A 24117-nucleotide genomic window follows, 5' to 3' on the forward strand; every position below is an offset into this window, starting at 1 on the left:
ATGACGCTGCCGGTGATGCCGCCCGTGGACCCCATGCTCGCCAAGTCGGTGCCCACGATCCCTCCAGGAAAGCTCTACGAGCCCAAGTGGGACGGCTTCCGGGCCATCGTGTTCCGCGACGGGGACTCCGTGGAGATCGGCTCCCGGAACACCAAGCCGATGCAGCGGTACTTCCCGGAGGTCGTCCAGGCTGTTCTGTCGTTCTTGCCGGAGCGTTGCGTCGTCGACGGCGAGATCATCGTGCCGTCGTCACGTCATTCCGGCCTCGACTTCGAGGCGCTGCTGCAGCGCGTGCACCCCGCGGAGTCGCGGGTGCGGTTGCTGTCGGTGGAGACGCCGGCGTTGCTGGTGCTGTTCGACGTGCTGGCGCTGGGTGACGACGACCTGACGTCGCTGCCCTTCGCTGAGCGTCGTGCGGTTCTGGAGACGCTCGTCTCCGGCTCGGGTCCCGTCTCCGTCACCGCGCAGACCTCCTCGCTCGACGTCGCGACCGACTGGTTCTCGAGGTTCGAGGGCGCGGGGCTCGACGGCATCGTCGCCAAGGACCCGGCGGGACTGTACGAGCCCGGCAAGCGGACCATGCAGAAGATCAAGCACGAGCGCACCGCCGACTGCGTGGTCGCCGGCTACCGCCCGCACAAGTCTGGGGACGACGCTGTCGGGTCGCTGCTGCTGGGGCTGTACAACGACGACGGAACGCTCGCGTCCGTGGGCGTCGCAGCGTCGTTCCCGATGGCGCGGCGCCGTGAGCTGGTGACGGAGCTCGCGCCCCTGGTGGTGCCTCTGGAGGGGCACCCGTGGGACTACTCAGCCTTGAGCAGGACCCCGCGTGAGGCGGCGGGGAGCCGCTGGTCGGCCGGCAAGGACCTGTCATTCGTGCCGCTCTCGCCCACGCTGGTCGTGGAGGTCGCCTACGACCACATGGAGGGCGAGCGGTTCCGGCACACGGCGCAGTTCCGTCGGTGGCGCCCCGACCGCGACCCGTCGTCGTGCACGTACGCGCAGCTCGAGGAGCCCGTCTCGTACTCGCTCTCGGACGTCCTCGCGGCCGGCTGAGTTCCACAGGTTGCGCACGGGTTCATACCAGCGATCTCCCGGTTCGCCCGAGTTACCTGATCCTTGTCGGCACCACCCCGGGTGCCGCCGAGGAGGGCAGGACCATGGACGAGCAGCAGCGCGACGAGACGGTGGGCGCACCCGCGGCGGAGCCGGGGCGCGTGGAGGAGACGGGTGTCGAGGCGCCAGCAGGGGCAGCGGCCGACGAGCCCACGCCCGGCGCGGTCGATGAGCCTCCGGCTGTTGCCCAGCCGGTCGTCGCCCAGCCCGCGACGAGCACCGACCCGACGCCGGCCGCGGTCGAGCCCCCGCCGCATGCACTGGCAGCGACCGCGCCCGCAGCGCCTTTGCCCACCGCACCGCCGGCCCCGGCCGCGGCGGCACCCGCGACCTCGGCGCCGATGTCAGCCACACCCCCGGCGCCGGCTCCGACTACGAGCACGTACCCCACCCTTGTGCAGCCGACGGCGGCACACCCGGCACCGACCGTGATCTCCCCGATGGCGAGCATCTACCCGGCACCGCCGTACCCCCACGCGGGCGGCACCGCGACGGCGACCAAGCCCGTCGTGCGCCGCAGCCTCGCGATCGGCGCAGCCGGGGGAGCGCTGGCCCTCGGGCTGCTCGCGGGCGGGGTGACCGCGGGAGCGATCGTCGCCCTCCACGCGTCCACCGACGACACGGCGACGACGAGCGCGCAGGGTGCGTCGTTCGTGCCGCCGACGGTCACGCCGCCGTCGTCGGAGAACCCGTCGTACACCGCCCCGGGAACGGGTTCGGGCTCGGGATCTGGCACCCAGACGCTCCCCGACACCACCCAGTCCTCCGCCGCAGCGGCGAGCACGGACCAGCAGGTCGGCGTCGTCACCATCAACACCACGCTCGGCTACCAGAACGCCGCGGCGGCCGGCACGGGCATGGTGTTGACGTCGGACGGGCTGGTGCTCACCAACAACCACGTGGTCGAGGGGTCGACGGCCATCGAGGTCACCATCGAGTCGACCGGCAAGACCTACACCGCGACCGTCCTGGGCACCGACGCCACCCACGACGTCGCGCTGCTCCAGCTCCAGGACGCGTCGGGGCTGGACACGGTCGCGCTCGACAACGACAACGGCGTGGTCTCCGGCGACGCCGTCACGGCGGTCGGCAACGCGGAGGGCGGCGGCGACCTGCTCGCGGCCGCCGGCTCCGTGGTGGCGACCGACCAGACGATGACGGCCTCGTCCGACGGCTCGACGGCGGGGGAGACCCTGAGCGGGCTCATCGAGTTCTCGGCCGCGGTAGTCCCGGGCGACTCGGGCGGCCCCCTGCTGGACGACGAGGGCGAGGTGGTCGGCATGACGACCGCGGCCTCCACCGCCACCTCGGTGACGACCGTCGCCTACGCGATCAGCATCGAGGACGCCCTGGTCATCGCGCACCAGATCGACTCGGGCGCGGCCTCCGACACCGTGACCATCGGCTACCCGGCGTTCCTCGGAGTGTCCCTGGCTTCCGGGTACCAGGGCGCGGTCGTGGCGGGCGTCCTCGACGGCACCCCGGCGGCGTCCTCGGGCCTCGCGGCCGGCGACACGATCGCGTCGGTGAACGGTGCGGCCGTGGCGTCCGCTTCGGACCTGTCGACCGCCCTCAAGGCGTTCGCCCCCGGCGACTCGGTGGCGCTGACCTGGACCTCGGCCGACGGCACCGCCGGCTCGGCCACGGTCACCCTCATCGCCGGACCCGCCGACTGACCCCGCGGGAATGAGGCCGACCAGCCTGCCGTTGCGAGGTAGGCTGGTCGGACCGGCTTCAGCTGGTGCTTGAAAACTGAACATGGGGGTGATCGGTTTCGACGGTGATCGTCGAACCAGGAGAAGCGGGTCGAGGACGCACGGTTATCTCGTCAACGCTCCGTGCAAAACCATAGGTGCCAATTCCAACCGCACCGACTTCGCCCTCGCCGCCTGAGCGAGTCCCGAAGTCCGTTGGCCTGAGTTTGCTCTTGACTCAGTAACCAGCGTCATCTAGAGAGCCACTGCTGGTCATTGTCGTCAGTGCAATGGCCGGGACTTTTAGCTGACTGAGCCCGTCCACAACTTGCCTGTGGGATTGTGGGGGCCGAGAAAATCACAGCAGGCTGCACCCGGAGAATCCCTGGTACTGCGTCACCGGACGCGGGTTCGATTCCCGCCACCTCCACCTGTCTGACCTGCGGAAACGTCGGCCTTGTTGACCAGGAATAGCCATCCGTTGACTCGGGTGGCTATTTTTGTCTCTATGGCGAGCATCCGTGAGCGCCGGCGTCGCGATGGCACGAAGGCCTTCGCCGTATTGTGGCGCGACCCGGATACCGGACGCCAGACCTCGCTCACGTATGACGATCTGCGTGACGCCACGGTGGCTCGTCAGCTCATCGAGGCGGCTGGCGGATACGCCGCCGAGGCCGCGCGGATTGCGGACACCGTGCGTCATCGCGGCCCGACCGTCGATGACGTCATCTCCGAACACATCGACCTGCTGACGTCGGTCGGCCGAGACACCCGCGCGCACTACCGCCAGCAGCTCGCCACGCACATCTCGCCCGTTCTCGGCCCCTATGCCGTCAAGTCGATCACCTACCGGCACGTGGCCGAGTGGGTGCGCACGATGACGGACCGCGGCTACGCACCCAAGACGATCGCCAACGTGCACGGGCTGTTCTCCGCGGCGATGACGACCGCCGTGCGGCTCGGGTACCGCGACGACAACCCGTGTGCCGGCGTTGAGCTGCCCAAGTCGCAGGCGACGCATGACGAGATGACGGTGCTCACGCGCGACGAGTTTGCGCTGCTGCTGTCGAAGGTCGCCGAGTACTACCGGCCCCTCGTCCTGCTGCTCGTTGCCTCCGGGCTGCGCTGGGGGGAGGCGACTGCGCTCACCGTCGCCGACCTCGACCTCACGTCGACGCCCGCGACCGTGCGCGTCACGAAGGCGTGGAAGCGCGACGAGAACCGTCACTGGTACGTCGGCCCACCCAAGACCAGGCGAGCGCGACGCACCGTGTCGCTTCCCGACGACCTCGTCGGCGTTCTCCGCGGCGTTATCGCTAGCAAGGCTCCGGGAGATCTCGTGTTCCCGAACACCGTCGGGAGCCAGCTCTCGTCCTCAAGGTTCTGGACGCAGACGTGGACGCCCGCGCTCGAGGCCGCGATGAACCCGCTGCGGCCGGACGGGTCGCCCGACCCTGACGCGCCCCGGCTGACGAAGCGTCCACGCGTGCACGACCTGCGGCACACGCACGCGTCGTGGATGATCGCCGCCGGCGTCGACCTGTTCATCCTGCAGCGGCGGCTCGGGCACGAGTCGATCACGACGACGACCGAGACGTACGCACACCTGCTGCCGGACCAGCAGGCGGCCGCGGCGGCCGCCGCGGGAAGAGCGTTGAGCGGGCTCGTCATCCAGCCTCAATGACGGCTCACGCGCGCAGCGTGAATGTCGCGTCATCGCTGTGTCTATAGGCACGGTGTATTGCATGGCCGTCATCGGCCGTTCGTCAGGCGATCGGGAACGCCTCCGCCAGGCTTCGTTGGATCTCCTCGACGATCGTCGGTGCGAGCGCGCCGGGGGAGGTCAGTCGTTCGTACGCCTTCCGCGGCCAGAGGACGTCGACGCCATCGATCTGGAACGAGCCGCCGAACAGCGGCCAGTCGGCATCGACGAAGCAGAGCATCCCGCGCGCGGGGATGTCATCGTGACCCGCAGCGGCGAGCGCGTCCCGGACGAGCAAGACCTGCTTGAGGACGCCTTCGACGAGCTTGGTGCCGTCGCGGGAGCCGATGACGAGTCGGGACGTGCGCGGGCGGATGATGCCACCCTCGACCTGCAGCGTCGGTCGCCCGGCGTAGCGCTTGGCGTCGATGACGTAAACGCCTGACGGTGCCACGGCGATGTGGTCGATGTTGGTCCTGGTGCGAGGGATCCGACGGTCGTGCAGCATGCGGATGCCCTTGTCGGCGAGCGAGTCCAGGCCGCGCCCGAGCATCTCCTCACCCTTGGCGCCACGCGCCCACGCGGTCGTGCTCTGCGGTTGCTCCGAGACCGCGAGTATGAGCCCGCCGAGGCGCGGGTGTGCGTCGCGGATGCGCGTCTCGCGGGCCGCGCTGCGACGCTCGAACTCTCGTCGCGCCGAGCTACCTGCTACGCCGGCCTCAACCTCCGCAGGCGGCCGGGGAGGGGGCTCGGGCAGGGTGTCGCCGGCTGCCGTCTCGAGTGGCGCGGGTGCCGGGCACCGCACGCACGTGACCGACTTCGTGCTCCGGTCGTAGACGCCCGTGGTCCCGGCCGCGAGCGCCGTCCCGCATGCGCGGCACGTCCCGGCGTAGCGCAGGCGCATCGTCTTGGGACCGGGGACCGCCTCGCCGCCGCTTGTCGCCATGCCTGTGCATCGGCAACTTCGCCGCCGTCCTGAACGCCCCGGATTTGCCCAGGAGCGGCAAACACAGGAATGGTCGGCCCGTCAGAACATCTGAGGGTCGCCCTGCACGTGCGGGCGCCGCTGGTGCGCTCGGAGCGACCGGACCGTGGCCCCGAGCGAACCGAGATCAGCTGACGCCTCAGCCGGCGGCTCGGCCTCGGGGTCGACGCCGTCAACCGTTGCGAGCCGTACGAGCGCATCGATGTGCTCAGGAAGGAAACGGATCTTGCCCCTCCCGAACTTCAGGTGCGGCACCCGACCGCGCCGCGCCTGCTCTCGCACCCACTCGACTGAGATGCCGAACGACTCCGCGACCTCCTGCGGGGTGGCCGCCGTGTACCCGATGGTCATCGTTACTCCCTCCCGGACTCATCACGCCGCGCCGCGAGCGACGCCGCAAGGCACTACCGGAGATCTGTGGACCACGTCGGCATCGGGTGAGCGTGTGTGGCGCCGGTGCCGTACCGCTGACGAGCGCCCTGCCGTGTGATCGCCAGGCATTGAGCGATCGCCGTCCAAGGCGCGCCCACCGCGCGCGCCCGCTCAACCTCGTTGGCGATCTCGGTGTCGAGCGCACGGACGGCCGCCCGCGCCTCTTCGCGGCGCCGAATGAGTTCCGTCAGGCCAGCATCCTCGAACGGAGGTACTGCCGGGCGTACGTAGGTCCGGCGTTGTGCCGACGTGGCCCGTCGGGGCGCCGGCCGTTGAGGCTGCTGCGTCGAAGTCGAGCGTGCAGGTGCGGACCTCACCCAGGTCGACTCCGACGACGCGACCGTCCCGCCTGTCCCGAGCCACGCGGGCAACGGTGCTGCTGGACCTGACCCCGCCACGTCACGTGCTTCGACCGCCGCCAGCTTCGCCCGCTCCCGGCGGATCAAGTCCCGTCGTCCCATCCCGATCACCTCCCTCGACGGCAGGTATGCGGCGATCGGTGCAAGATGCGACGACCCACGGCTGCGAAGTGCCGGCGGTGCTGGTCGGCGACTAGGCCACGCTGCGGCCTGACAACGGAGGTTTCAGCGCATTGACTCGTCTGGCACCACGGGGAGACCGCCCGTGTCACACGCCTGGTGGGCCTTAAGCCCGGGCAAAGTCCGAGTCTGGGCGGGGAACCCACTCCTGTCGGGCGGTTCTGGCGGATGTGGCTCCGCAGAGCCACTGAACGCAGCTGCGCCGTTGGACCTGAGGGGCGCCGTTGCTGGCCGCTCTCTCCCCAGCCTGGGGCGCGCACATCGACGGCCGAGGGGCGCTGACCACCGCCCGACACGACCGGTCCAGGGTCGGCACGCCACACTCCGTTACATGACCCCTAGGGTTCGAGGCGAGACGACCGGGTCACGAGGGCAACCACCAATCCGTCCGCAAACGCACGACACACCATTGCCCTGCTGACCAACAGCTGTGCACGTCGCGCCACATCTCGCCGATAGGGTTCGTGGGACGCGCACCGCTGATTTAGGAGACCAACTACATGACGCTGCTCGCCGCACTGGAGCCCCGTGACGACGTGCTTACGGGCGAGCTGACGGAGAGCCGTTTCGCCGCCGGCCTTGAGGACGTCATCGCAGGCCGGGCGGCGGACGCCTACGGCAAGCCGAGCGAGTTCTTCGCCCGCACCTACCCGAGTGAGGGCCTGCGGACGCTGCTCAATGAAGCGCTGGGGCGCCTTCGGGGGACGCGGCCCGACGCGGCGAGTATCCTCCGCCTCGAGACCGCATTCGGCGGCGGCAAGACGCACAACCTCATCGCGCTGTACCACGCGGCCCGAGGGGGTCTGCCAGATGCAGATGCCCCCTCATTCCTCGATCCCGCGGTCCTCGAAGGGGACGGCGGCGAGCCTGCCATCGCGGCGTTCGTAGGCACGACCGCCGGAGCAAGCACATTTCCGGAGGTGGCGGGCGTCTCGGCCAGTACCCCTTGGGGCTACCTCGCCCTGCAAATCGCGGGCAAAGCCGGCTACGAAGTCGTTCGGCAGGATGACGAGGCGCTCAGCGCCCCGGGCAGCGACCAGCTCAAGCGGGTGTTCGGCGACCGTCCCGTTCTCATTCTCGTCGACGAGATCGCCCGCTACCTGTCCGCTGCCGGCGCCCGCAAGGTCGCGGACAGCACTCTGGCTAAGCAGACGCTGTCATTTCTCATGTCCCTGTTGGAGGCTGCGGACAGTAGCGAGCGCGTCGTTGTCGTCATCACGACTGCCGGTGAGACCGACGCCTTCGCCTCCGACACGGAGGCACTGTCGTCGGTGCTGCGCGAGGTATCCAGCCTCCTCGCCCGAAAGGAACTGGTCCTCCGTGCCAGCGGCGAGGCCGACCTCCCAAAGATTCTCGCCCGCCGACTGTTCAAGACCGACATCGAGCGGATGCCGGAGCGCTCGTTGGTCGCCTCTCGGTACGCCGAAATCGCCGATTCTGCGCACTCGGCCGGGCTCGACCTGCCCACCGACATGCTCGGGGCGGCGTTCGCAAAGGCAGTCGAGACGACCTTCCCCTTCCACCCGGACCTGATCGAGGTCCTCGACAAGCGGCTGTCGACCATCCCAAACTTCCAGCGCACGCGCGGCGCACTGCGCCTGCTTGCGCGCGCCGTGCGTCGGATCTGGGATGGGGGCCAGGACCTCGACCTGATTCACTTGCACCACATCGACTTGTCGGATCCGGTTCTCGCCGAGGAACTTTCCAGCCGCATCGACCGGCCCCTCTATGAACCTGTCATCCGCGCTGACATCGCCCAGCAGGTAGGCGGAACCCCGAGCCACGCCGATGACGTCGACGCCCGCATGGGCACCCGGTACGGTCGGCGGCTTGCTACCGCCGCATACCTGTTCAGCCTCACCCGTGATGTCCCCGGGGTCCCGGCGAGCGCCCTGCACGGCGCCGTGTTGGCACCAGGTGACGACCCGAACCTGATCACTAAGGCGCTCGACAGCCTGGAGAACACCTGCTGGTACCTACATTCCGATGTGCGCGGCTACCGCTTCTCGACCGAAGCGAGCCTGGTCCGGCTAATCCAGGAGGCCGAGGAGAAGGTATCTGGCCAGAAGGTCCGCGAGCGTGCCACAAAAATCCTCTCCGAGCAGTACAAGGACTCCGCGCTAAAGGTTCGCCGCGCATGGGAAGATGCCAGGGTCCCGGACAACAGCGAAGACGCGTACCTCGTCGTCTACCACTGGGACGATTTCGACGATGCCAAAGGTAAGAAGGGTTTTGATCCGGCGGACGGCGTGCCAGGCAAGGTCACCGAGACATACGAGAAGTCCCCTGTCGGCGGAGTGCGCGAGTTCCGCAACCGTATCGTCTTCCTCGTCCCGAACGCCCAGTTCCACGAGCCGATGCTCGCCGCGGTCCGGCGCCTCATGGCGCTGGAGCAGCTCAAGACCACACCGGAGCTACTTGCTAGCCTCGGCGAGACCAAGCGCGCAGAGGTCGCCAGGCAGTCGTCCGAGGCTCTCGGCCTCGCGCGCGTGGCGGTCTGCAACCACGTCAGCGTTCTTTACGTCCCGGACAAGACGGGGCTGGAGAGCACGATCCTTACGACAGTCACTTCGGCGAGCCTGCTGCCGAATCAGACCGACGCCATCATCAGCAGCCTCGACTCGATGGACAAGCTCCTTCGAGAGGGCAGCAAGCCTCTCGACCCTGCGTGGGTCCGCACCCGGCTCGGCGTTCAGTTCGAAAGCCCGCAGCCGACGATGGAGCTTGCCCGAGCGTTCGCCCGCCGACCTGACCTCAAGTTGGTCCTCGACCGCCAGCAGCTCGTCAACTTGCTACTCGCGGGGGTCCGCAACGGCGTCTGGGAGTACCAGGCCCCGGACGGCGGTGCAGTGGGCTGGTCCACGAAGACGCGCCCCGGACCAACGCCGCGGCTCTCCGAAGACGCACTCATGCACCCACCCGGTTCGGCACCTGAGCTCGGCACAGAGGCATGTCCGCTCTGCGGCAAGGTGCACGAGGGTCTCTGCGACGACGGAGGCGGAGGCAGCAGCGACATCGACGAGGACAGCAAGGCGCGCGAGTTCGCGGCGGCAGGGTCCGCGGGACCGTCCCTGATCAGCGCACGGCAGGCCGCCGTCGACGCCGGCCGAAAGTTAGCGACGCGACTGCGAGTGAGCGTCATTACCGTCGGCGACGATGCAGGTAAGGAGCTCCAGCGCCTGCTCACGGTTCCTGTGGGCGCAGGGTCGAAGGCGAAGACGATCTACCGCATCGACGCCAGAGTCCAGCTCGACGACCCGGCCCACGTCGTCCATGTCGACTTCACTGGCACACCTGTGGACTACGCCGTTCTCCGAGAACCAATTCGTGCTTTGCTCAGTCGACAGGCGAGCGTTACCGCATCGGTGGACACGACCTGGACCGATCCTGTTGAGCTTCAGGGACCCGAGATCGCAGCTATTACTAACGCTGCTCAGTCGACGGGCCCGACCAAGTGCGACATCCGGCTCATTACGGAGGGGGACGCGTGACTCGAAGCGAGACGTACTCCTGCCTGATCGAGCGTGACGACGACGGGCGTATAACGGCGCTCAGCGTCGACGCCTGCGAGCTCGACGGGTCGCAGCGCCACGTCCGCGTCAACGGCTACCGCGCGATACACGTTGCTGCAGGCTTTCAAGAGGTGCTGCGCTCAGCGCGACTCAGGGGGCGTGAGCTCACCGGCACCGAGCCCATCCGCGTCGATGCGCAGCTCGGAGCGCACGTCGAGCTGGTGCTCCGCGCCGTCAAGCCGCTCAAGCGGATCGACCGCATTAGCACCGTGGCTGAGGGCGTAGCGGCTATGAGCCGTGAAGAGGCCGCTTACTGGCATGCGCAAGTTAACCGACGCAACGGCCTGCGGGCGTTGCGGATCCTTCTTGCTGAGGGCAGCAATCGATGACCGTCGCGAGTCTTATTGATCAGTGGTTTCCTGCCCAGCAAATTGGTGCCGAGAGCCTACGTGAGCGTGGAAGTGCCAAGGCGTTTCCGCCAGTCAACTTCCTCCACGTCTGGTGGGCCCGCCGACCGTTGTCCGCGAGTCGGGCCGCGGTATTAGGATCGCTGCTTCCGGCATGGCCAGCCGCAGATGCGGCAGTCGATGAGCCGCAACAGGAGATCGTCCAGGACGTCCTTCGAAGCAACTTCGCCGACGAGGCTGCCTACCACGCCTGGTTCCTAGAGGTCGTCGGCATCCCGCGCGGTAAGGACCCGGCCGCCATCCGCCGACTGCTCGCGTCCGCCAACGCTGAGGGCCGGAAACTACAGGGAAATGGCTACGGCTATGACCGGGCGTTCACTCGAAACCCGACCCAGTCGGAAATTGACCTAATCCGACGGCTGAGCATGGCGCGCAGCGGAGCGGACACCACACCAGTTGTACTCGACCTCTTCGCTGGAGGTGGGAGCATCCCCTTCGAAGCTATGCGACTTGGCTTCGACACGTACGCGAATGAATTGAACCCTGTCGCCAGCGCCATTCTTCAGGGCACTCTTGGAGTTGTTCATGACTTTGGTGCCGACCTCTCAGGCGATATCGCGCATTGGGGTGGCCGGTGGGCTGAAGCGGTGCAGCTGCGACTCAGCCCCTATTTTCCACACTCAGTTGGTACGCGCATCGCCGGCTACGTGTGGGTCTTCTGCGTTCCGTGCCCGATAACCGGGCGGCAGACTCCTCTCGCGCCGAATCTATGGCTCGCCAGAACCTCGAATGGAAACGGTGATGCTGCCGTGCGCCTTGACGTCGTGGGCGACGTTGTCACTCCGACGGTCATAGAGGGCAATATGGCGGGGCACTACGGTGATCGCGCAACTTATAAGGGCGGCGTGGGAGAGAGCATCTGGGAAAAGGGTGCTACGTTCGATGCGCATTACATCCAGCATCAGGCTAGCGAAGGCAGGGGCAGTTACATGCTCCTTGCGGTAGCAGTCGAGGAGGGGAAGGGCCGCACATTCCGTGCTCCGCGTGAAGACGAGCTTCGCGCGATCGCGGCCGCCGAACAGGAACTTCTACGTTTGCGGCCCAGATGGGAAGTGGACGGTCTGGTGCCGGACGAGTTGGTGCAACCTGGCCACAAGACGGGCGAACTTCTTCGAATGGGTATTCGACGGTGGTCGGAGGCTTTTATGAGCCGTCAACTGCTCGCAAATATGGTACTGCTAGAGGAGCTCTTGCAACTGCAGAAAGAAATGTTGCGGGTGCTCGGAGAGCCTCGCGGAAAAGCTGTTGCTTTGCACCTGGCATACGCGCTAGATCGCGCTGTCGACTACAATAGTCGCCTTTGTAGCTGGGACGCGAGTCGCAACAAGATGCGAAATGGTTTCGACCGCCACGACTTTGCCTTTTCCTGGACCGGAGCGGAGTTCGAGGCCGCCCGAGCCCTAGTGCCGTGGCTCGTCGACAATGCGGCCCGCAACCATCGCAACCTAAGCGCGCTAGTCCATGGAACGCAGAAAACCTTCGACTCAGCTGAAAATTTGGGCAGGCCAGAGGTGCTTCGAGGTTCCGCGACGAGCCTTGCCCTCGCTGATGATTCAGTTGACGCCGTCGTGACGGACCCGCCCTATTACGACAATGTCATGTACGCTGAGCTCAGTGACTTTTTCTACGTCTGGATGAAGCGAAGTCTTCGGTACGTATGGCCCCAGTTTACCGACCTACAGGCGACGGATAAACAAGCGGAAGCGGTTGCGAATCCCAGCCTCTTCAAGGATGTAGCAACCCACAAGGGTCCTGGGAGGCGATTGGACGGGGCACGCACGGCGGCCCAGCTGGCTGACGAACACTATGAGCGGCTTCTTACCGACGCATTCAGCGAAGCCCGCAGGGTGCTCAGGCCCGGTGGCGTCCTGAACGTGATGTTCACGCACAAGCGGGTGGATGCCTGGGACACACTTGGCGCCGCGCTATTGAACTCCGGCTTCGCCATCACTTCGTCTTGGCCAATCGCGACCGAGTCTGAGAACTCTCTGCACCAGGCGAAGAAGAACTCCGCCCAGTCGACTATTCTGCTGAACTGCCACAAGCGGGGCGAAACTGTCCCGGCGTATTGGACGGACATCCGCCGAGACGTCGAGAGCGCTGCTGTCGATGCTGTGGAGCGCTTCTCTCGCCATGGACTACGTGGTGTCGACTTGACGCTCGCAACTTACGGACCGGTGCTCGCCGTTCTGTCGCGGAACTGGCCGGTCTATACAGGCGCACTCGACGAAGCTGGCGAGCCAGAAGTTCTCCGCCCCGATGTCGCCCTAGATTTGGCCAGGGAGAAGGTTGCAACTCTCAAGAAGCGAGGGCTGCTCGGTGGGAAGGACGTCGAGTTCGACAGGGTGACCGACTGGTGGTTGCTGGCGTGGTCGGACTTTCAGGCAGCGGAGTTCCCTGCGGGCGAGGCGTTGAAACTTTCGCTCGCGACGCATCTCGACTTGGAGACCCTTAGTAAGACGCACAAGCTGATTCGGGCGGCGTCGGGCAAAGCAACGCTGCTGACTCCCGCGCAGCGCAGAACAGCAAAGGGTCTCGACGTCGACGCAGCGACTTACCCCTCGTTGATTGACACCCTGCACTCGCTGATGCTCATCTACGACGAGGACGGAGCCAGCGCCGCGCAGTCCTGGCTCGCGCGTCGCAATCTCACGGACGACATCCGCTTCAGGGAGCTCGTGCGCGCGGCGCTTAATGCCGTCCCACGCGGCAGGCAGAATGGGTCGTTCGTACGCCCGGAGGCCCGGGTGCTCGACTCCCTGCGAACGTCCTTTTTCGAAGACATCCCGCTGCCGCCTGAGCCTGAAACAGCAATGCCAATCGCGAACCCCGTCCTGTTCTGATGAGCGAGGGGACCGTCGCCAGCTTGCGAACACTGGACCTGCCGCCCGGGTACGACAGCGGCGACGACGTCCTTAATGCTTTTTACGTCCCCGCGCTCCAGCGTGCGGTCACCTACGCTCGGTCGGTCGGGTACTTCCGTTCATCATCGCTGTCAGTCGCCGCCCGCGGTCTCTCCAGGTTCGTCAACGGCGGTGGCACTATGCGCCTTTTGTGTGGAGTCGAGCTCCGCGAAGAGGATGCCCAAGCCCTGCAGGGCAAGGCGTCGCTGGACGGGCCGCTTGCGGAGCGTCTCGCCGAAGGGCTTGCGACGACCAACGACGTCGACCGCCGGCGCATTGAGGTGCTCGCTTGGCTCGTGTCGCAGGGCAGGCTGCAGGTCCGCGTAGCCGTCCCGGTCGACCACGACGGATCGCCGTTGGCGGGAGCGGACAACAATCCCTACTTTCACGAGAAGGTTGGGGTCCTCGGCGACGCCGACGGTGACGCCGTGGCCTTCCAAGGAAGCGTCAACGAATCGGCCACGGCGTGGACTCGTAACTTCGAGTCGTTCAGCGTCTACACCAGCTGGAATGGTACGGCCGCCCACTACGCATTCTGGGTCGGCCGGTTCGAGCAGCGCTGGGAAGGCAAAGTCCCCGGCTTCCGGGTTTACCCGCTCCCTGAGGCAGCAGAAAAGGCACTGCTGGCACATGCGCCCGACACCGTTCCGGGCGAGCGAGACCCCGAAGAGCCGCCTCCCGTTGGGGAGCCCAACACCGTGGCCCGTTTTCTGCAGATGGCACCGAGAATGCCGTGGGCGACCGACCTCGCCGAGGCGACGAGCGGCGTCCGGCTGTTCCCGCACCAGCGCCAGAACGTTGCCCGGCTCGCGGGTCTGTACCCGCGGTCGTGGCTGGTCGCTGACGAGGTGGGTCTGGGCAAGACGGTTAGTGCGGGCATGAGCCTGAGGCGGCTGTTGCTCAGCGGCGAGGTCAGCAAAGCGCTCGTGCTCGCTCCCGCGAACGTCTGCCGCCAGTGGCAGGACGAGCTGTTCGAGAAGTTTGCTCTGTGGGTGCCGCGACTCGACCAAGGGAAGATTTACGGGGCGCACCCAGATGACATTCGCCCCGCCGGATTGAACCCTTACGCCGAACACCCGCTCCTACTGGCGTCCAGCCACCTTGCCCGGCGGCCCGACCAGCAGAAGCTTCTCCTTTCCGCCGCTCCGTACGACCTGCTCATCGTCGACGAGGCGCACCACGCCCGACGCCAGCAAGGGAACGAAGACAGGTACCGCCCCAGCCGGCTACTGGAGCTGCTGGACAAGGTGAACGAGCACAATGCCGCGAGGGCGCTGTGGCTACTGACCGCGACCCCCCTGCAGACCGCTGCTGTGGAACTCGTCGACCTGCTTCGACAGACCGGGCTTGCAGGGCCGCTCGCGGACGAGTACGCGTTCGTCCGCTTCTACAAGGAACTCGGCAAGCGGGAAGACAAAGACATAGCCTGGGCGTGGCTCGCCGAGCAAGTCCACAGCACGCCGCAGATGCCGAGGACCGGCGCTGAGGACGCGCTGGCTGCAGAACTCGTTCGGCGGCTGGGACCCGTCCGCGCCGAGATCGTCTTCCGATTCGGCCGCGACGGCGTCCCGGCGGACCAGCGCACGCAGGAGCTGGGCGCAGATGGACGGCTCGCGCTGAAGGAGTGGTTGAGGGCGCTCGGTCCCGTGGGCCAGTACGTGGCCAGGCACAGCAGAGCGACGCTGAAGGCATATCGGCAGCGCGGTCTGATCAGCGAGAACCTCGCCGACCGCGACGTCAAGCCGCACGTCGTCGACCTGGGGGAAGACGAGCAGCAGCTTTACGACGACCTTGAGGCGCTCATCGACCGACTGCTCGCAGCCCACGGCAAGCGTCGAGGCGCTGGTTTCGTCCTGACGGTGTATCGGCGACGGCTCACCAGCAGCTGGGCCGCGATCCACAAGACTTTGCTCAAGCGGCTGGACAACGAGGAGACGCTGCTCGACCAGACCGTGCTGGAGGAGGACGCTGCGGACGACCTCGACGACGACGGGCTCGGCGGGGTCAAGGACAGCGACGCTGTTCCGCTAACTGCTAAGGATCTTCAGGAGATGCGGGCATACGCAGACCGCATCGCCCAAGTCCACGATGGAAAGTTCCAGGCGCTCGAGCGGCACCTTGAGGAGGCTCGCAGTGACGGCCACAGCGCGATTGTGTTCACGCAGTTCACCGACACGCTCGACTCGCTGCGCGACCGGCTGCATCAGCGATACCGCAGCCACCTCGCGACCTTCACGGGGGACGGGGGGCGGGTCTTCCGGGAGCACCAGGGCTGGGTCGACATTAGCAAGCGAGACCTCGTCGAAGCTGTCCGAACCCGCGCAGTCACGGTGCTGCTCGCAACCGACGCGGCGAGCGAGGGCCTGAATCTCCAGACGTGCAGCTACCTCGTCAATTACGACATGCCGTGGAATCCCATGCGCGTGGAGCAGCGCATTGGGCGCATTGACCGACTCGGCCAAGTTCGGAGCACTGTCACGGTCAGGAACTTCTTCATCGAAGGGACCGTCGAGGAGGAGGTCTACCGAGCGTTGGCCGCCCGAATCGACTTGTTCAGCGGCATCGTCGGCGGACTCCAGCCCATACTCGGGGCGGTCGAGGGCGCGTTCCGGGAGGTGTTCCGGTCCCCGGCGAGCGAACGTGCGCAAGCTCGAGTAGCAGGTGTCCAGGCACTCGTCGCGCTTGCAGAATCGAACCCCGGCGCGGATCTGCCGCTCGGCGTAGACGAGGACCCGCTCCCCATCCCACAGCCGGGGCTCAGCCCCGTGACGCTGGCTGACCTGCGCGAAGTCGTCATTGAGCGACTCGGAGCCGTCCTCGACGAGCCGGGACGCCCCGCAACTTCGGACCCGACACGGGTCAGCCGCGACCCCGAGTCGTGGGTGGCTCTGGCGACCTACGGACACCCCAGACTCGACGCTGCGCTCGCGCACCGCGCCGGCGGTGCGACAGCGGCATCGGTGGTGCTGGTCGAGGATGGGTCCACCGGACCGGCCATCGCAGTGCGCAGCGACACTGTCCCACCGCGGCCCGCGCAGTCAATGGCCGACATCGACGGGCTCGGTCCGTCGGTTAGCCGCGCCGAGGCTGAGGCAGTGGCCGAGATGCTCCTCGCGCGCGCGACGAGCACGCGCGCGGCTCGGTACGACGCGGTGGGTCAGCGCAACCAAGCAGACGCCCTGCGCAAGCTGAAGCAGCGGTTCGCCGAGCTGGTCGGTGCTGTGCTGACGGACGCTGCCGCTGCTGGGCGATCCGCAGGCACCACGACCGAGCCCGGACTGCTGTGGCTCGACCTCAAGGGCGAAACCACCGTCCTGCGATACATCGAGACATATCGCGCGCGGCTCGGCATGGATAGGGCGCGTTTCCTTCGCCACGATCCTGATGACGTACGGGAGATCGGCGCCGACGAGTGGACGCGAAGGAAGTTCGGGTACGCGGAGCAGCTCAAGGCGATGGGGCCCGAGATCTTGCGACTCACGCCTTGAATCAACTGCAACGTCTCGCTACCGGATTAACCTCGCCGTGGTGGCTGGGCTCAAGGACCACGAGTGGTGCCGCGCCTGGAGCGATAGTCGGCCAGTGAATACATCGTCCTGCGGGACGCTGGCAGCAGGTTTGCGAGTCCGAAGGCGCTCGGTAGAGCGGGCCGTGTGATGCGCCGGGGCATTGGTCGTTGCAGTCCCGGATCGCGCCGATCCGTTGACACGGTCAACACGACAGACCCGTGGTTGTGGGCGGGCAGGTCAGACGTTCGTCCTGGTGCGCCGGGTCTCGTCGAATCGCCATCGATTCCCGCTACCTCCACGATGGCCATGGCTGTGACCTGCGCAAACACGCCCGACGAGACCGTCAACGGTTGACGCTGTCAACGTGGCGCGTCAACGCGACCCTGCGGTGACCAGCCGGGGTCAACGGTCCAAGTCCTTGAACACCGACGGATACTCGGTTGCACGGCATCCGATGAGGCGCGAGTGACGCCTTCTTGGCGGCCTCGACCCGGCGGTCGTGTGGCGAACGCATTACCCGGTCGGCCGTCCGACAAGACGTCCCCGGCTTGGCGCTGCATCTCGGGCACTCGACGTCCAGCGCAGATCTACTAGTACGACGGGACGCTAGCTCACCAACGTGAACAATCGTCCAGACGAGTACGTCTCGGACAGACCGCTCTCAGCGGTCCGCCGGAAACCTCGTTTGGGGCGCCTCAATGGCCAGATTCACTGCTCAGGTAGATCGGATGGGATACGGGATACCGCGCTCGTGTCGTCCGTGATTCGAACGCGTCGGCCGGCATCACCCGAACTGTTCGCCGAGGGCCGTCGAGGGGGGCGGCGTGTTCAGCGGCCAGCTGATCCATCAGGCGCGTTCGAATCGGATCGATGACCTCGTCGAGTTCGCCCTCGAGTGCGTCGACGAGGCCGAGGAAGGCGTGCACGTGCTCCGGCGGCATCGGGCTATGGATGCTGGGCCCGGTGACATCGAGGACCTCTTGAGTATCGGCGTCGAGTACGGCGACCGCGTAGGTAACCGACAGGTCGGACTGCGAGTGCGCGATGGTGCGGTTGCGAAACATCGCCACAAGCTCATGCGTTGCGGCGAACGCGCGAGGGATTTCGACGAGTGCGGTCACCGGTCGGCGGACCTTTGAGGGGAAGAATGTGCGGCAGTAGGCCATCGTTGCGTTAGCCATCAACGCTCGCTCGGCATCCCGAAGCGGCGAGTCCGGATCCCGCATGCTCCGCAGCGCCAGCTCGAGCGAATCGCGGGCCTCCGCCAAGTCGGCCGCGTGGCTGGACAACTCCACGAACAGGCAGGCGTCATCCGACTCGTTCAACATCATGAGCTCGAATCGCCGCTCGTCAGGGTTCACCGCTCGAGTATGGCGGGCGCCGGCGAGCTCACGTTGCCCGCACCAGGCGGTGCAGTAGGTCGAACCCCAGGCCGCCGAGCGGAGCAGCCGCGCACGGGCAACGACGGCGTGCGGGTCCGAGGCGGCCGGCCGAACCAGCCCGTCGGTGGCGGCCAGGACTTACGCTTCAGCGAGTCGTGCATGGGTGTCGGTCATTGGCATCGATGTCCGTCGAAGGACAGGGACGGGACGCTACGGTTCCCAGGTCAGCGGATCGACGGACTTTCGCCTGGGCTTGCCTAGACCGAACATGTCCCCCCGCACGTTCATTCGTGCTGCCCGGGGGACCCGTTCGTGGATGCGTTGCGGCAGAGCGGCCTTGAGCTGCTCGGACTGTCCGATACCAAGATCGAGGCTCTGCTGGCGGAGTACTTCGTGTATCAAGGCCTCGGCCGACCCGGCGAAAGTGAACGACGGTCGTGGCGGAACTCGCTGCCCGTACTTGCGGAAGATCTACGCGAAGCCGGGCTCGGCGGGGTTCAGGTACTCCTGGAGCATCGGCTGCCGCTCACGAGCAAGCGTGCCGATGTAGTCCTCGCGGGTGTCCATCCAAAGACCGGCCGCAATTCGTACGTCGTTCTCGAGCTCAGGCCGTGGAGCCGAGCTCGACGTTGGGAGGACAGTGACGTCCTGCTCGACGTCGACGGGGCGCGGTACAGCCCGGTCCTGCATCCGAGCGTCCAGGTTGACGGCTACGTCGAGTACCTTCGTGACTTCGTTGGTGTCCTGGCGTCGGACCCCGGATCGATCACGGGCGCGGCCTACCTGCACAACGCGTCCGAGGCAGGCATCGAGGACTTGCGGGGGAGTCACGTGCCCTCGTCGTCGCGACTTTTCACGGGCCAGAAGCGGGTTGACCTGCATGAGTTCTTGAGTTCGCGATTGGCGCCAGAGTCCGGGATCCGCGCTGCTGATGACCTGCTCTCGTCACGGATCGCACCCTCAAAGCAACTGCTCAGTGTTGCGGCCGAAGAGATCCAGCAACGTGAACAGTTCGTCCTGCTCGACGAACAACGAGTCGCGTTCGAGCTGGTTCTTGCCGAGGTTCGACGGGCGATCCATGCCGAGTCCAAGACCGCGGTGGTCATCGCTGGAGGTCCTGGCAGCGGCAAGAGCGTGATCGCACTCTCGCTGTTGGGTGAGCTGGCGCGCGAGGGTCGGACTGTCATGCACGCGACCGGCTCGCGGTCGTTCACGCAGACGCTTCGCGCAGTGGCCGGCAAGGGCTCGGCTCGCTACAAGGCGCTCTTCGCTTACTTCAACAGCTTCATGGCTGCTGAACGGAACAGCCTCGACGTCCTCATTCTTGACGAGGCGCACAGACTTCGGCAGACATCGGTCAATCGCTATACGCGCAAGGAAGTCCGTGCCATTGCGCGCCCGCAGGTGGACGAGCTCTTCGACGTCGCGCGCGTCCCGGTCTTTCTTCTCGATCAGTATCAGGTCGTGCGACCGGGCGAGATGGGCTCGGTCGCAGAGATCGAGGCGCACGCGGCCGCCCGCAATCTCCCCGTGAAGCAGATCGACTTGCATGCGCAGTACCGAGCTGGCGGGAGCGAGGCGTATCTCGACTGGGTCCTGAGGCTGTTCGGACTTCGGGGGGATCGGCCGATCAGCTGGCGCGATGAGGAAGCCTTCACGGTTGAGGTTGCCGATTCCGCTGCCGACCTCGAAGCGCGACTCGTCGAGGAGATCGCTCGAGGACAGAATGCGCGCATTACGGCGGGTTACTGCTGGCCGTGGAGTGACCCACGTTCGGACGGCACTCTCGTCCCAGATGTGGTCATCGGCGACTGGCAGAAGCCTTGGAATCTCCGGGGCGAGCGGTCGGTCGGCGGCGCTCCGCCCTCGGCTCTGTGGGCAACCGGCGAAGGTGGCTTCGACCAGGTTGGCTGCGTCTACACGGCGCAGGGGTTCGAGTACTCGTGGAACGGCGTGGTCATCGGACCCGACCTGGTGTGGCGGACCGACCGGTGGATCGCTCGGCGCGAGTTCAACCGTGATCCCGACTTCCGCTCGGTGAAGACCGTGGACGACGCGACCTTCGATCGTCTGATTCGGCACGTCTACAAGGTATTGCTCACACGGGGCATGGTCGGGACCATTCTCTATTCGACCGACACGGAGACTCGTGGGAAGTTGCGCGAGCTGACGGGTGCCTCGTAATTGATTGCTCCTTGTCGCAAGTAGGTGTCTGCGGTACGGCCGCCTTCCCTGTTCGGAGACGCCACGCCGATGCCGAAGCGCCCCGCGGGAGAGCGCGTCGAGCCGCACACGAGATGCGTGGTCTGAACACTCCCGGCGTCAATGAAGACCCGACCATGTCGTTTGGTGACCAAGTCCGCGCGGGAGTCGCGCGACACGCTGCGACGGGCACATCAGTGGTGGTTAACCTCCGTACTGGTCGACCACAAGCCAGCGACAGTAACTGCCGGTCCAGCCGGTGCCCTTAGCCGTTCGTAGACGCCATCGGCCGAGCGAAAGACACAGTCGATCCCGTAGCGGTGGAGCAGTTCGACTGCGGACTCTGACGGCCTGGAGGGCACGAGGACCGTCAGTACATCCGGTTTGTTGTGGCCGAGGGCCGGCGCGTAGTCGAGCAGTTGCGCTAACGCCTGCCGGATCTGCGAGCGTCCGGTGCTGCTCTTCGCCTCGACGAGTTCATGTGCGGCACCGAGGTGTACATCGAGGTCCGTGACGCCCGCCGGGGTGTCGTAGCGGCACCACCGCGCGGCTCTGGGCAGGCTCTGGACATAGTCGTGGACCAGGAGGTTCTCCCCGCGGTGCATGATCGCAGCTGGCCGCGCCCGAACCGGCGCATCTTCCACGGATCTGATCTCGATGGGCAGCGTGCGTACCCAACTGAGGTCACGGGCGACGTCCGTGTCGGCTTCTTCGTAGTCGTGGAGTTCCTGCATCCGGCGCTCGACCGGTGATGCTGTAGCGCTGCCAACGGGTGCGGGGATCTCGACGGCGAACTCAGTAAGAAACTCCTGGGCGTCCGCTCCGGTGAGCACACGGAGTCGGCGGAAGTCGTCATGCTCTCCGAAGCCGCCTCTTGAGCGGAACTCGCTCTGTGGCACGTCGGCGAACACGATCGGGGCCAGGCTGTACACGAAGCGATAACTGCCGTGTTCCGGGTGCTGAGGCCACAGAAGGTCGCCCAGGCGCGCGTTGTCGGTCAACAATCCGATCCGGCCGAATCCCAGCACCAACTTCTTGCCGGTGAACGCGACTACGTCGCCGGGTTCGAGCTGCGCTACGCGGGCTTCGTGGAAGCGGTGCGTTCCCCAGAACGGTGCGGCGCCGTCTGGGTGCAATCGATCGAGTGTGGATTGTTCTCCTGCAGAGAGGACTGCGGCAATACGCCCACCCCGGAAGTTGACCGGCCGCTCGATCGTGTTCTGCCAATTGCGAGCGCCCGCTGAGTTGCCGACGCCACTGGGGTGGATAAGGACGGCGTTCACGACACCGAGACGGCGGCGTGTCGATGGGAGGAGCGGACCATTGAATGCCCCCGAGCAGCACGAAGGTTCGTGCGGGGGAGGCATATCCGCGCCGGTGTCGCTGGAGCGGAAGCCCGTCGGACCGCCTATCGATCTGGAACCTAGCTGAACCAGGCAACCATCGACAGTAGGCACACGGTCTTCGTCGAGCCGTCGAAGAGGGTACAAGCGCTCCGCGACGAGAGACGCTTGACGAGTCGCGCGTCGGCGACTGACTGGAGATCCGTCGCCGACGCGCGGGTGCGCGAAGCGAAGACAAGACTCAGCTTGGTGTGTCCATGGGGTTGGCGTCACCATCGCTGGCAGCGGCCTTGCCGGTCCGCTCGCGTCGCAGGAGGGGTCCGACAGTTCCGGCTGTGTCGGTCATCGCCTTCCTAAGCGCCGAATTGGCGTCCTCGGCCGCGGAGCGGGCGCGGGGCTTGTCAGGGATGCCGTCACCGTCGAGGTCCACCGCGCGGAAGGCCTTGGTGGCTCGATCGAGCAGCTCAGCGCCACGGCGCCTGGTGGAATCAGACGCGTCCGCGTCGCTTGGTCCGATCCCTTCGTCGTCGAGGTACGTCAATGCGCGATCGATGGTCTTGAGTTTGCGGTCCAGCTCCTTGAGGGTCGGCGCCGAATCGTCCGAGATGGTCCAGAGCCGTGCACGCTCTCGCAGGAGTTCCCGCTCGGTCTCAACGAGCGTGGCCCAAGTTGTCGGGTCCTGATTGAGCCCCTGATAGCTCCGCAGAACTGCAGCGGTCAGCTGCGCCACGACGACCGTCTCGACCGTCTCGGCTGAGGTCGCCGGGCTCGCAAGCCCGAGCGCAACGCCGCCGCCCCCGGCACCTACGAGCGCCCCCGCCGTCAGCAGGCCGCCGATCATTCCTCCTGGGCCGAAGGCGGCGAGCGCGCTAGTGATGGCAGCCGCTCCGGCGACGCCGGGCGCCGCAGCGAGAGCCAGCCCTCCGGTAGCCAGGACGAGCGCGGCTGCACCCGCACCGAGCGCCGCCCACTTCACCCAGTTTGCGCCGTCGCCTGCCATGGCCTTCCGGACAGCGTGGTCCGCACTGAGCACATCACGGCCGAACTGGCTTCCGAGGCCCATCTCGACCGTCAGTTCCACCAGCGCTGCGTTCCGGGTCTTGCTGGTGACATCGATCTCGAACGGCCGGATCACGTTCGCCGTGGCGAGCGCTGTCAGGTTGAGGACGGCGTCCTCTTTCGAGACATGGGTGATCCGGCCTGGAACGTCCGCGACGGAATCGGGATCGGACAGGTCGACGGCGAGGCCTGCGACTAGGGTCGGCAGTGGTGCGCCGCGCTCCGCCCGTCGATCCCGCAGAGACTCAAAAACCCCCGCCTGCACATGCCGGAGGGCGTTCGCGTAGCGTTCCTGCTGCGAGTCTTCCAGCTGGGTCCTGATCAGGTAGCCGTACCGCAGTGCCATGAGAGCGAAGGTCTCGGCATAGTCCAGCGGGACGTCCAGTCCCCGTTCGACGACCGCCAGTTCCCGCGACCTTGAGCCATGGAGCGCGTAGCCGATCGCCAGAGCGACGCCCTCGTCCTTCAGGTACGTCGTCGCGTCGTGGACGTGGTGGTCAACCCTGGTCCGAACGCGGTAGTCGGTCATCCACGGGAACATTGACGAGAGGCCTCGACGAGTCGTCACAGGGTCGGCGGGATTCCAGAAGTTCACCCACCACGCGAGGTTGGTAGGCGGCTCCCTGAGCGTCGCGCGCAGTCCGGCGACGTGGAATCCGGCACTCGCCAGGGGGCTCCCTATCGTCACCATGCCCACGACCTCGACATCGGCCGGCAGTCGTCGCACTAGGTCCGCGGCGATAACGGAACCAAGACTGTGGCCCACGACGACGAGCCGTCCCGAGCTAGGGACTCGCTTGAGGATCCGGGTCAGCACATGCGCTCGAATCCGCGCATCGCCCAGGTAGTTCGCTGCCTGCTCGAACTTCGCCTGTTTGAGTGCGCCCTGCGCTACCGCGTCGCCCCCGAACCAGCCGGTGCCGCGATCGTGCGGTCCGAGCATGACCTCGATGGCAGCCTCGCGGCGTTCGAAACTCCGGCGATTGCTCCTGGCGGCGTTCCCCGTGGGCACCTTGATCGTGAGCTTGGGCAGCGGATCGTCGTCGTCCACACCGTTGAGCGAGTTCGGGTACTTCGGCGCGACCGCCGTCACCCCGTCGAGTCCGGGGTATCCCACCTTGGCGAGCGATTCCGCGAGGACGGCCTTCCAGTCGTCGTCCTGGTCGCCCGGCCCGACGCCATGAAGGAAGAGGAGATGGGGCTGGCTCAACATCGAGGCCTCCAGTACGACGCGAGTTGGACCAACCGCTGCGTCGAAGTTACACGAGCCTT

At 66.5% G+C, this 24117-nt stretch carries 14 protein-coding genes and 1 other RNA gene; 9 read left to right on the top strand and 6 right to left on the bottom strand.

All coding sequences use genetic code 11. The annotated features are described in order from the left end of the window. From AC1DWH_RS15465 to AC1DWH_RS15480, 4 genes are all read left to right on the top strand, one after another. On the top strand, window positions 1-1056 hold the full coding sequence (locus tag AC1DWH_RS15465; protein WP_477094413.1) for an ATP-dependent DNA ligase: 1056 nt from the start codon (window positions 1-3) through the stop codon (window positions 1054-1056). A gap of 500 nt (window positions 1057-1556) precedes the next feature. After that, complete coding sequence (locus tag AC1DWH_RS15470) at window positions 1557-2792, top strand: S1C family serine protease (protein WP_477094414.1); 1236 nt, start codon at window positions 1557-1559, stop codon at window positions 2790-2792. Between the two features lie 84 nt (window positions 2793-2876). Continuing rightward, window positions 2877-3243, top strand: a transfer-messenger RNA (tmRNA) gene (ssrA, locus tag AC1DWH_RS15475). A 195-nt stretch (window positions 3244-3438) separates the two neighbouring features. Then, complete coding sequence (locus AC1DWH_RS15480; protein ID WP_477094415.1) at window positions 3439-4494, top strand: tyrosine-type recombinase/integrase; 1056 nt, start codon at window positions 3439-3441, stop codon at window positions 4492-4494. Between the two features lie 82 nt (window positions 4495-4576). Here AC1DWH_RS15480 and AC1DWH_RS15485 read toward each other — a convergent pair whose 3' ends face one another. Together AC1DWH_RS15485 and AC1DWH_RS15490 are read right to left on the bottom strand one after the other, a co-directional pair. Continuing rightward, the gene (locus AC1DWH_RS15485) at window positions 4577-5458 is read right to left on the bottom strand and encodes a nuclease-related domain-containing protein (protein WP_477094416.1); all 882 of its coding nucleotides are present in this window, start codon (window positions 5456-5458) and stop codon (window positions 4577-4579) included. An 81-nt stretch (window positions 5459-5539) separates the two neighbouring features. After that, a complete protein-coding gene (locus AC1DWH_RS15490; RefSeq protein WP_421732954.1) occupies window positions 5540-5848 on the bottom strand; it encodes a helix-turn-helix domain-containing protein in 309 nt (102 codons plus the stop codon). A 1120-nt stretch (window positions 5849-6968) separates the two neighbouring features. On the opposite strand from AC1DWH_RS15490, the gene AC1DWH_RS15495 reads away from it, so the two are divergent. Genes AC1DWH_RS15495 through AC1DWH_RS15510 form a run of 4 tightly spaced genes read left to right on the top strand, consistent with a single transcriptional unit; the run spans window position 6969 to window position 16838 of the window. Further along, window positions 6969-9959 (top strand): DUF499 domain-containing protein, encoded by a 2991-nt coding sequence (locus AC1DWH_RS15495; RefSeq protein ID WP_477094417.1) that lies wholly within the window; start codon window positions 6969-6971, stop codon window positions 9957-9959. Next, complete coding sequence (locus AC1DWH_RS15500) at window positions 9956-10369, top strand: DUF7680 family protein (RefSeq protein WP_477094418.1); 414 nt, start codon at window positions 9956-9958, stop codon at window positions 10367-10369. Before AC1DWH_RS15495 ends, AC1DWH_RS15500 begins: the two co-directional genes overlap by 4 nt. Continuing rightward, on the top strand, window positions 10366-13290 hold the full coding sequence (locus tag AC1DWH_RS15505; RefSeq protein WP_477094419.1) for a DUF1156 domain-containing protein: 2925 nt from the start codon (window positions 10366-10368) through the stop codon (window positions 13288-13290). Before AC1DWH_RS15500 ends, AC1DWH_RS15505 begins: the two co-directional genes overlap by 4 nt. Then, a complete protein-coding gene (locus AC1DWH_RS15510) occupies window positions 13290-16838 on the top strand; it encodes a DEAD/DEAH box helicase (protein WP_477094420.1) in 3549 nt (1182 codons plus the stop codon). The genes AC1DWH_RS15505 and AC1DWH_RS15510 overlap by 1 nt, the downstream gene beginning before the upstream one ends. A 364-nt stretch (window positions 16839-17202) precedes the next feature. Here the strand turns inward: AC1DWH_RS15510 and AC1DWH_RS15515 are convergent, their stop codons facing one another. Both AC1DWH_RS15515 and AC1DWH_RS15520 read right to left on the bottom strand, forming a co-directional pair. After that, the gene (locus AC1DWH_RS15515; RefSeq protein WP_477094441.1) at window positions 17203-17487 is read right to left on the bottom strand and encodes a zinc finger domain-containing protein; all 285 of its coding nucleotides are present in this window, start codon (window positions 17485-17487) and stop codon (window positions 17203-17205) included. A gap of 67 nt (window positions 17488-17554) precedes the next feature. Further along, a complete protein-coding gene (locus AC1DWH_RS15520) occupies window positions 17555-18220 on the bottom strand; it encodes a hypothetical protein (RefSeq protein ID WP_477094421.1) in 666 nt (221 codons plus the stop codon). A 333-nt stretch (window positions 18221-18553) separates the two neighbouring features. Between AC1DWH_RS15520 and AC1DWH_RS15525 the strand changes: the two genes are divergently transcribed. After that, on the top strand, window positions 18554-20425 hold the full coding sequence (locus AC1DWH_RS15525) for a DNA/RNA helicase domain-containing protein (protein WP_477094422.1): 1872 nt from the start codon (window positions 18554-18556) through the stop codon (window positions 20423-20425). Between the two features lie 212 nt (window positions 20426-20637). Here AC1DWH_RS15525 and AC1DWH_RS15530 read toward each other — a convergent pair whose 3' ends face one another. Together AC1DWH_RS15530 and AC1DWH_RS15535 are read right to left on the bottom strand one after the other, a co-directional pair. Continuing rightward, the gene (locus AC1DWH_RS15530; RefSeq protein WP_477094423.1) at window positions 20638-21726 is read right to left on the bottom strand and encodes a hypothetical protein; all 1089 of its coding nucleotides are present in this window, start codon (window positions 21724-21726) and stop codon (window positions 20638-20640) included. A 301-nt stretch (window positions 21727-22027) separates the two neighbouring features. Then, window positions 22028-24058 carry a hypothetical protein gene (locus tag AC1DWH_RS15535; protein ID WP_477094424.1) on the bottom strand — a complete coding sequence of 677 codons (2031 nt, stop codon included), beginning with the start codon at window positions 24056-24058 and terminating at the stop codon, window positions 22028-22030. Window positions 24059-24117: the final 59 nt, after the last annotated feature.

This window comes from Cellulomonas sp. P2_F12 (genome assembly GCF_056403775.1).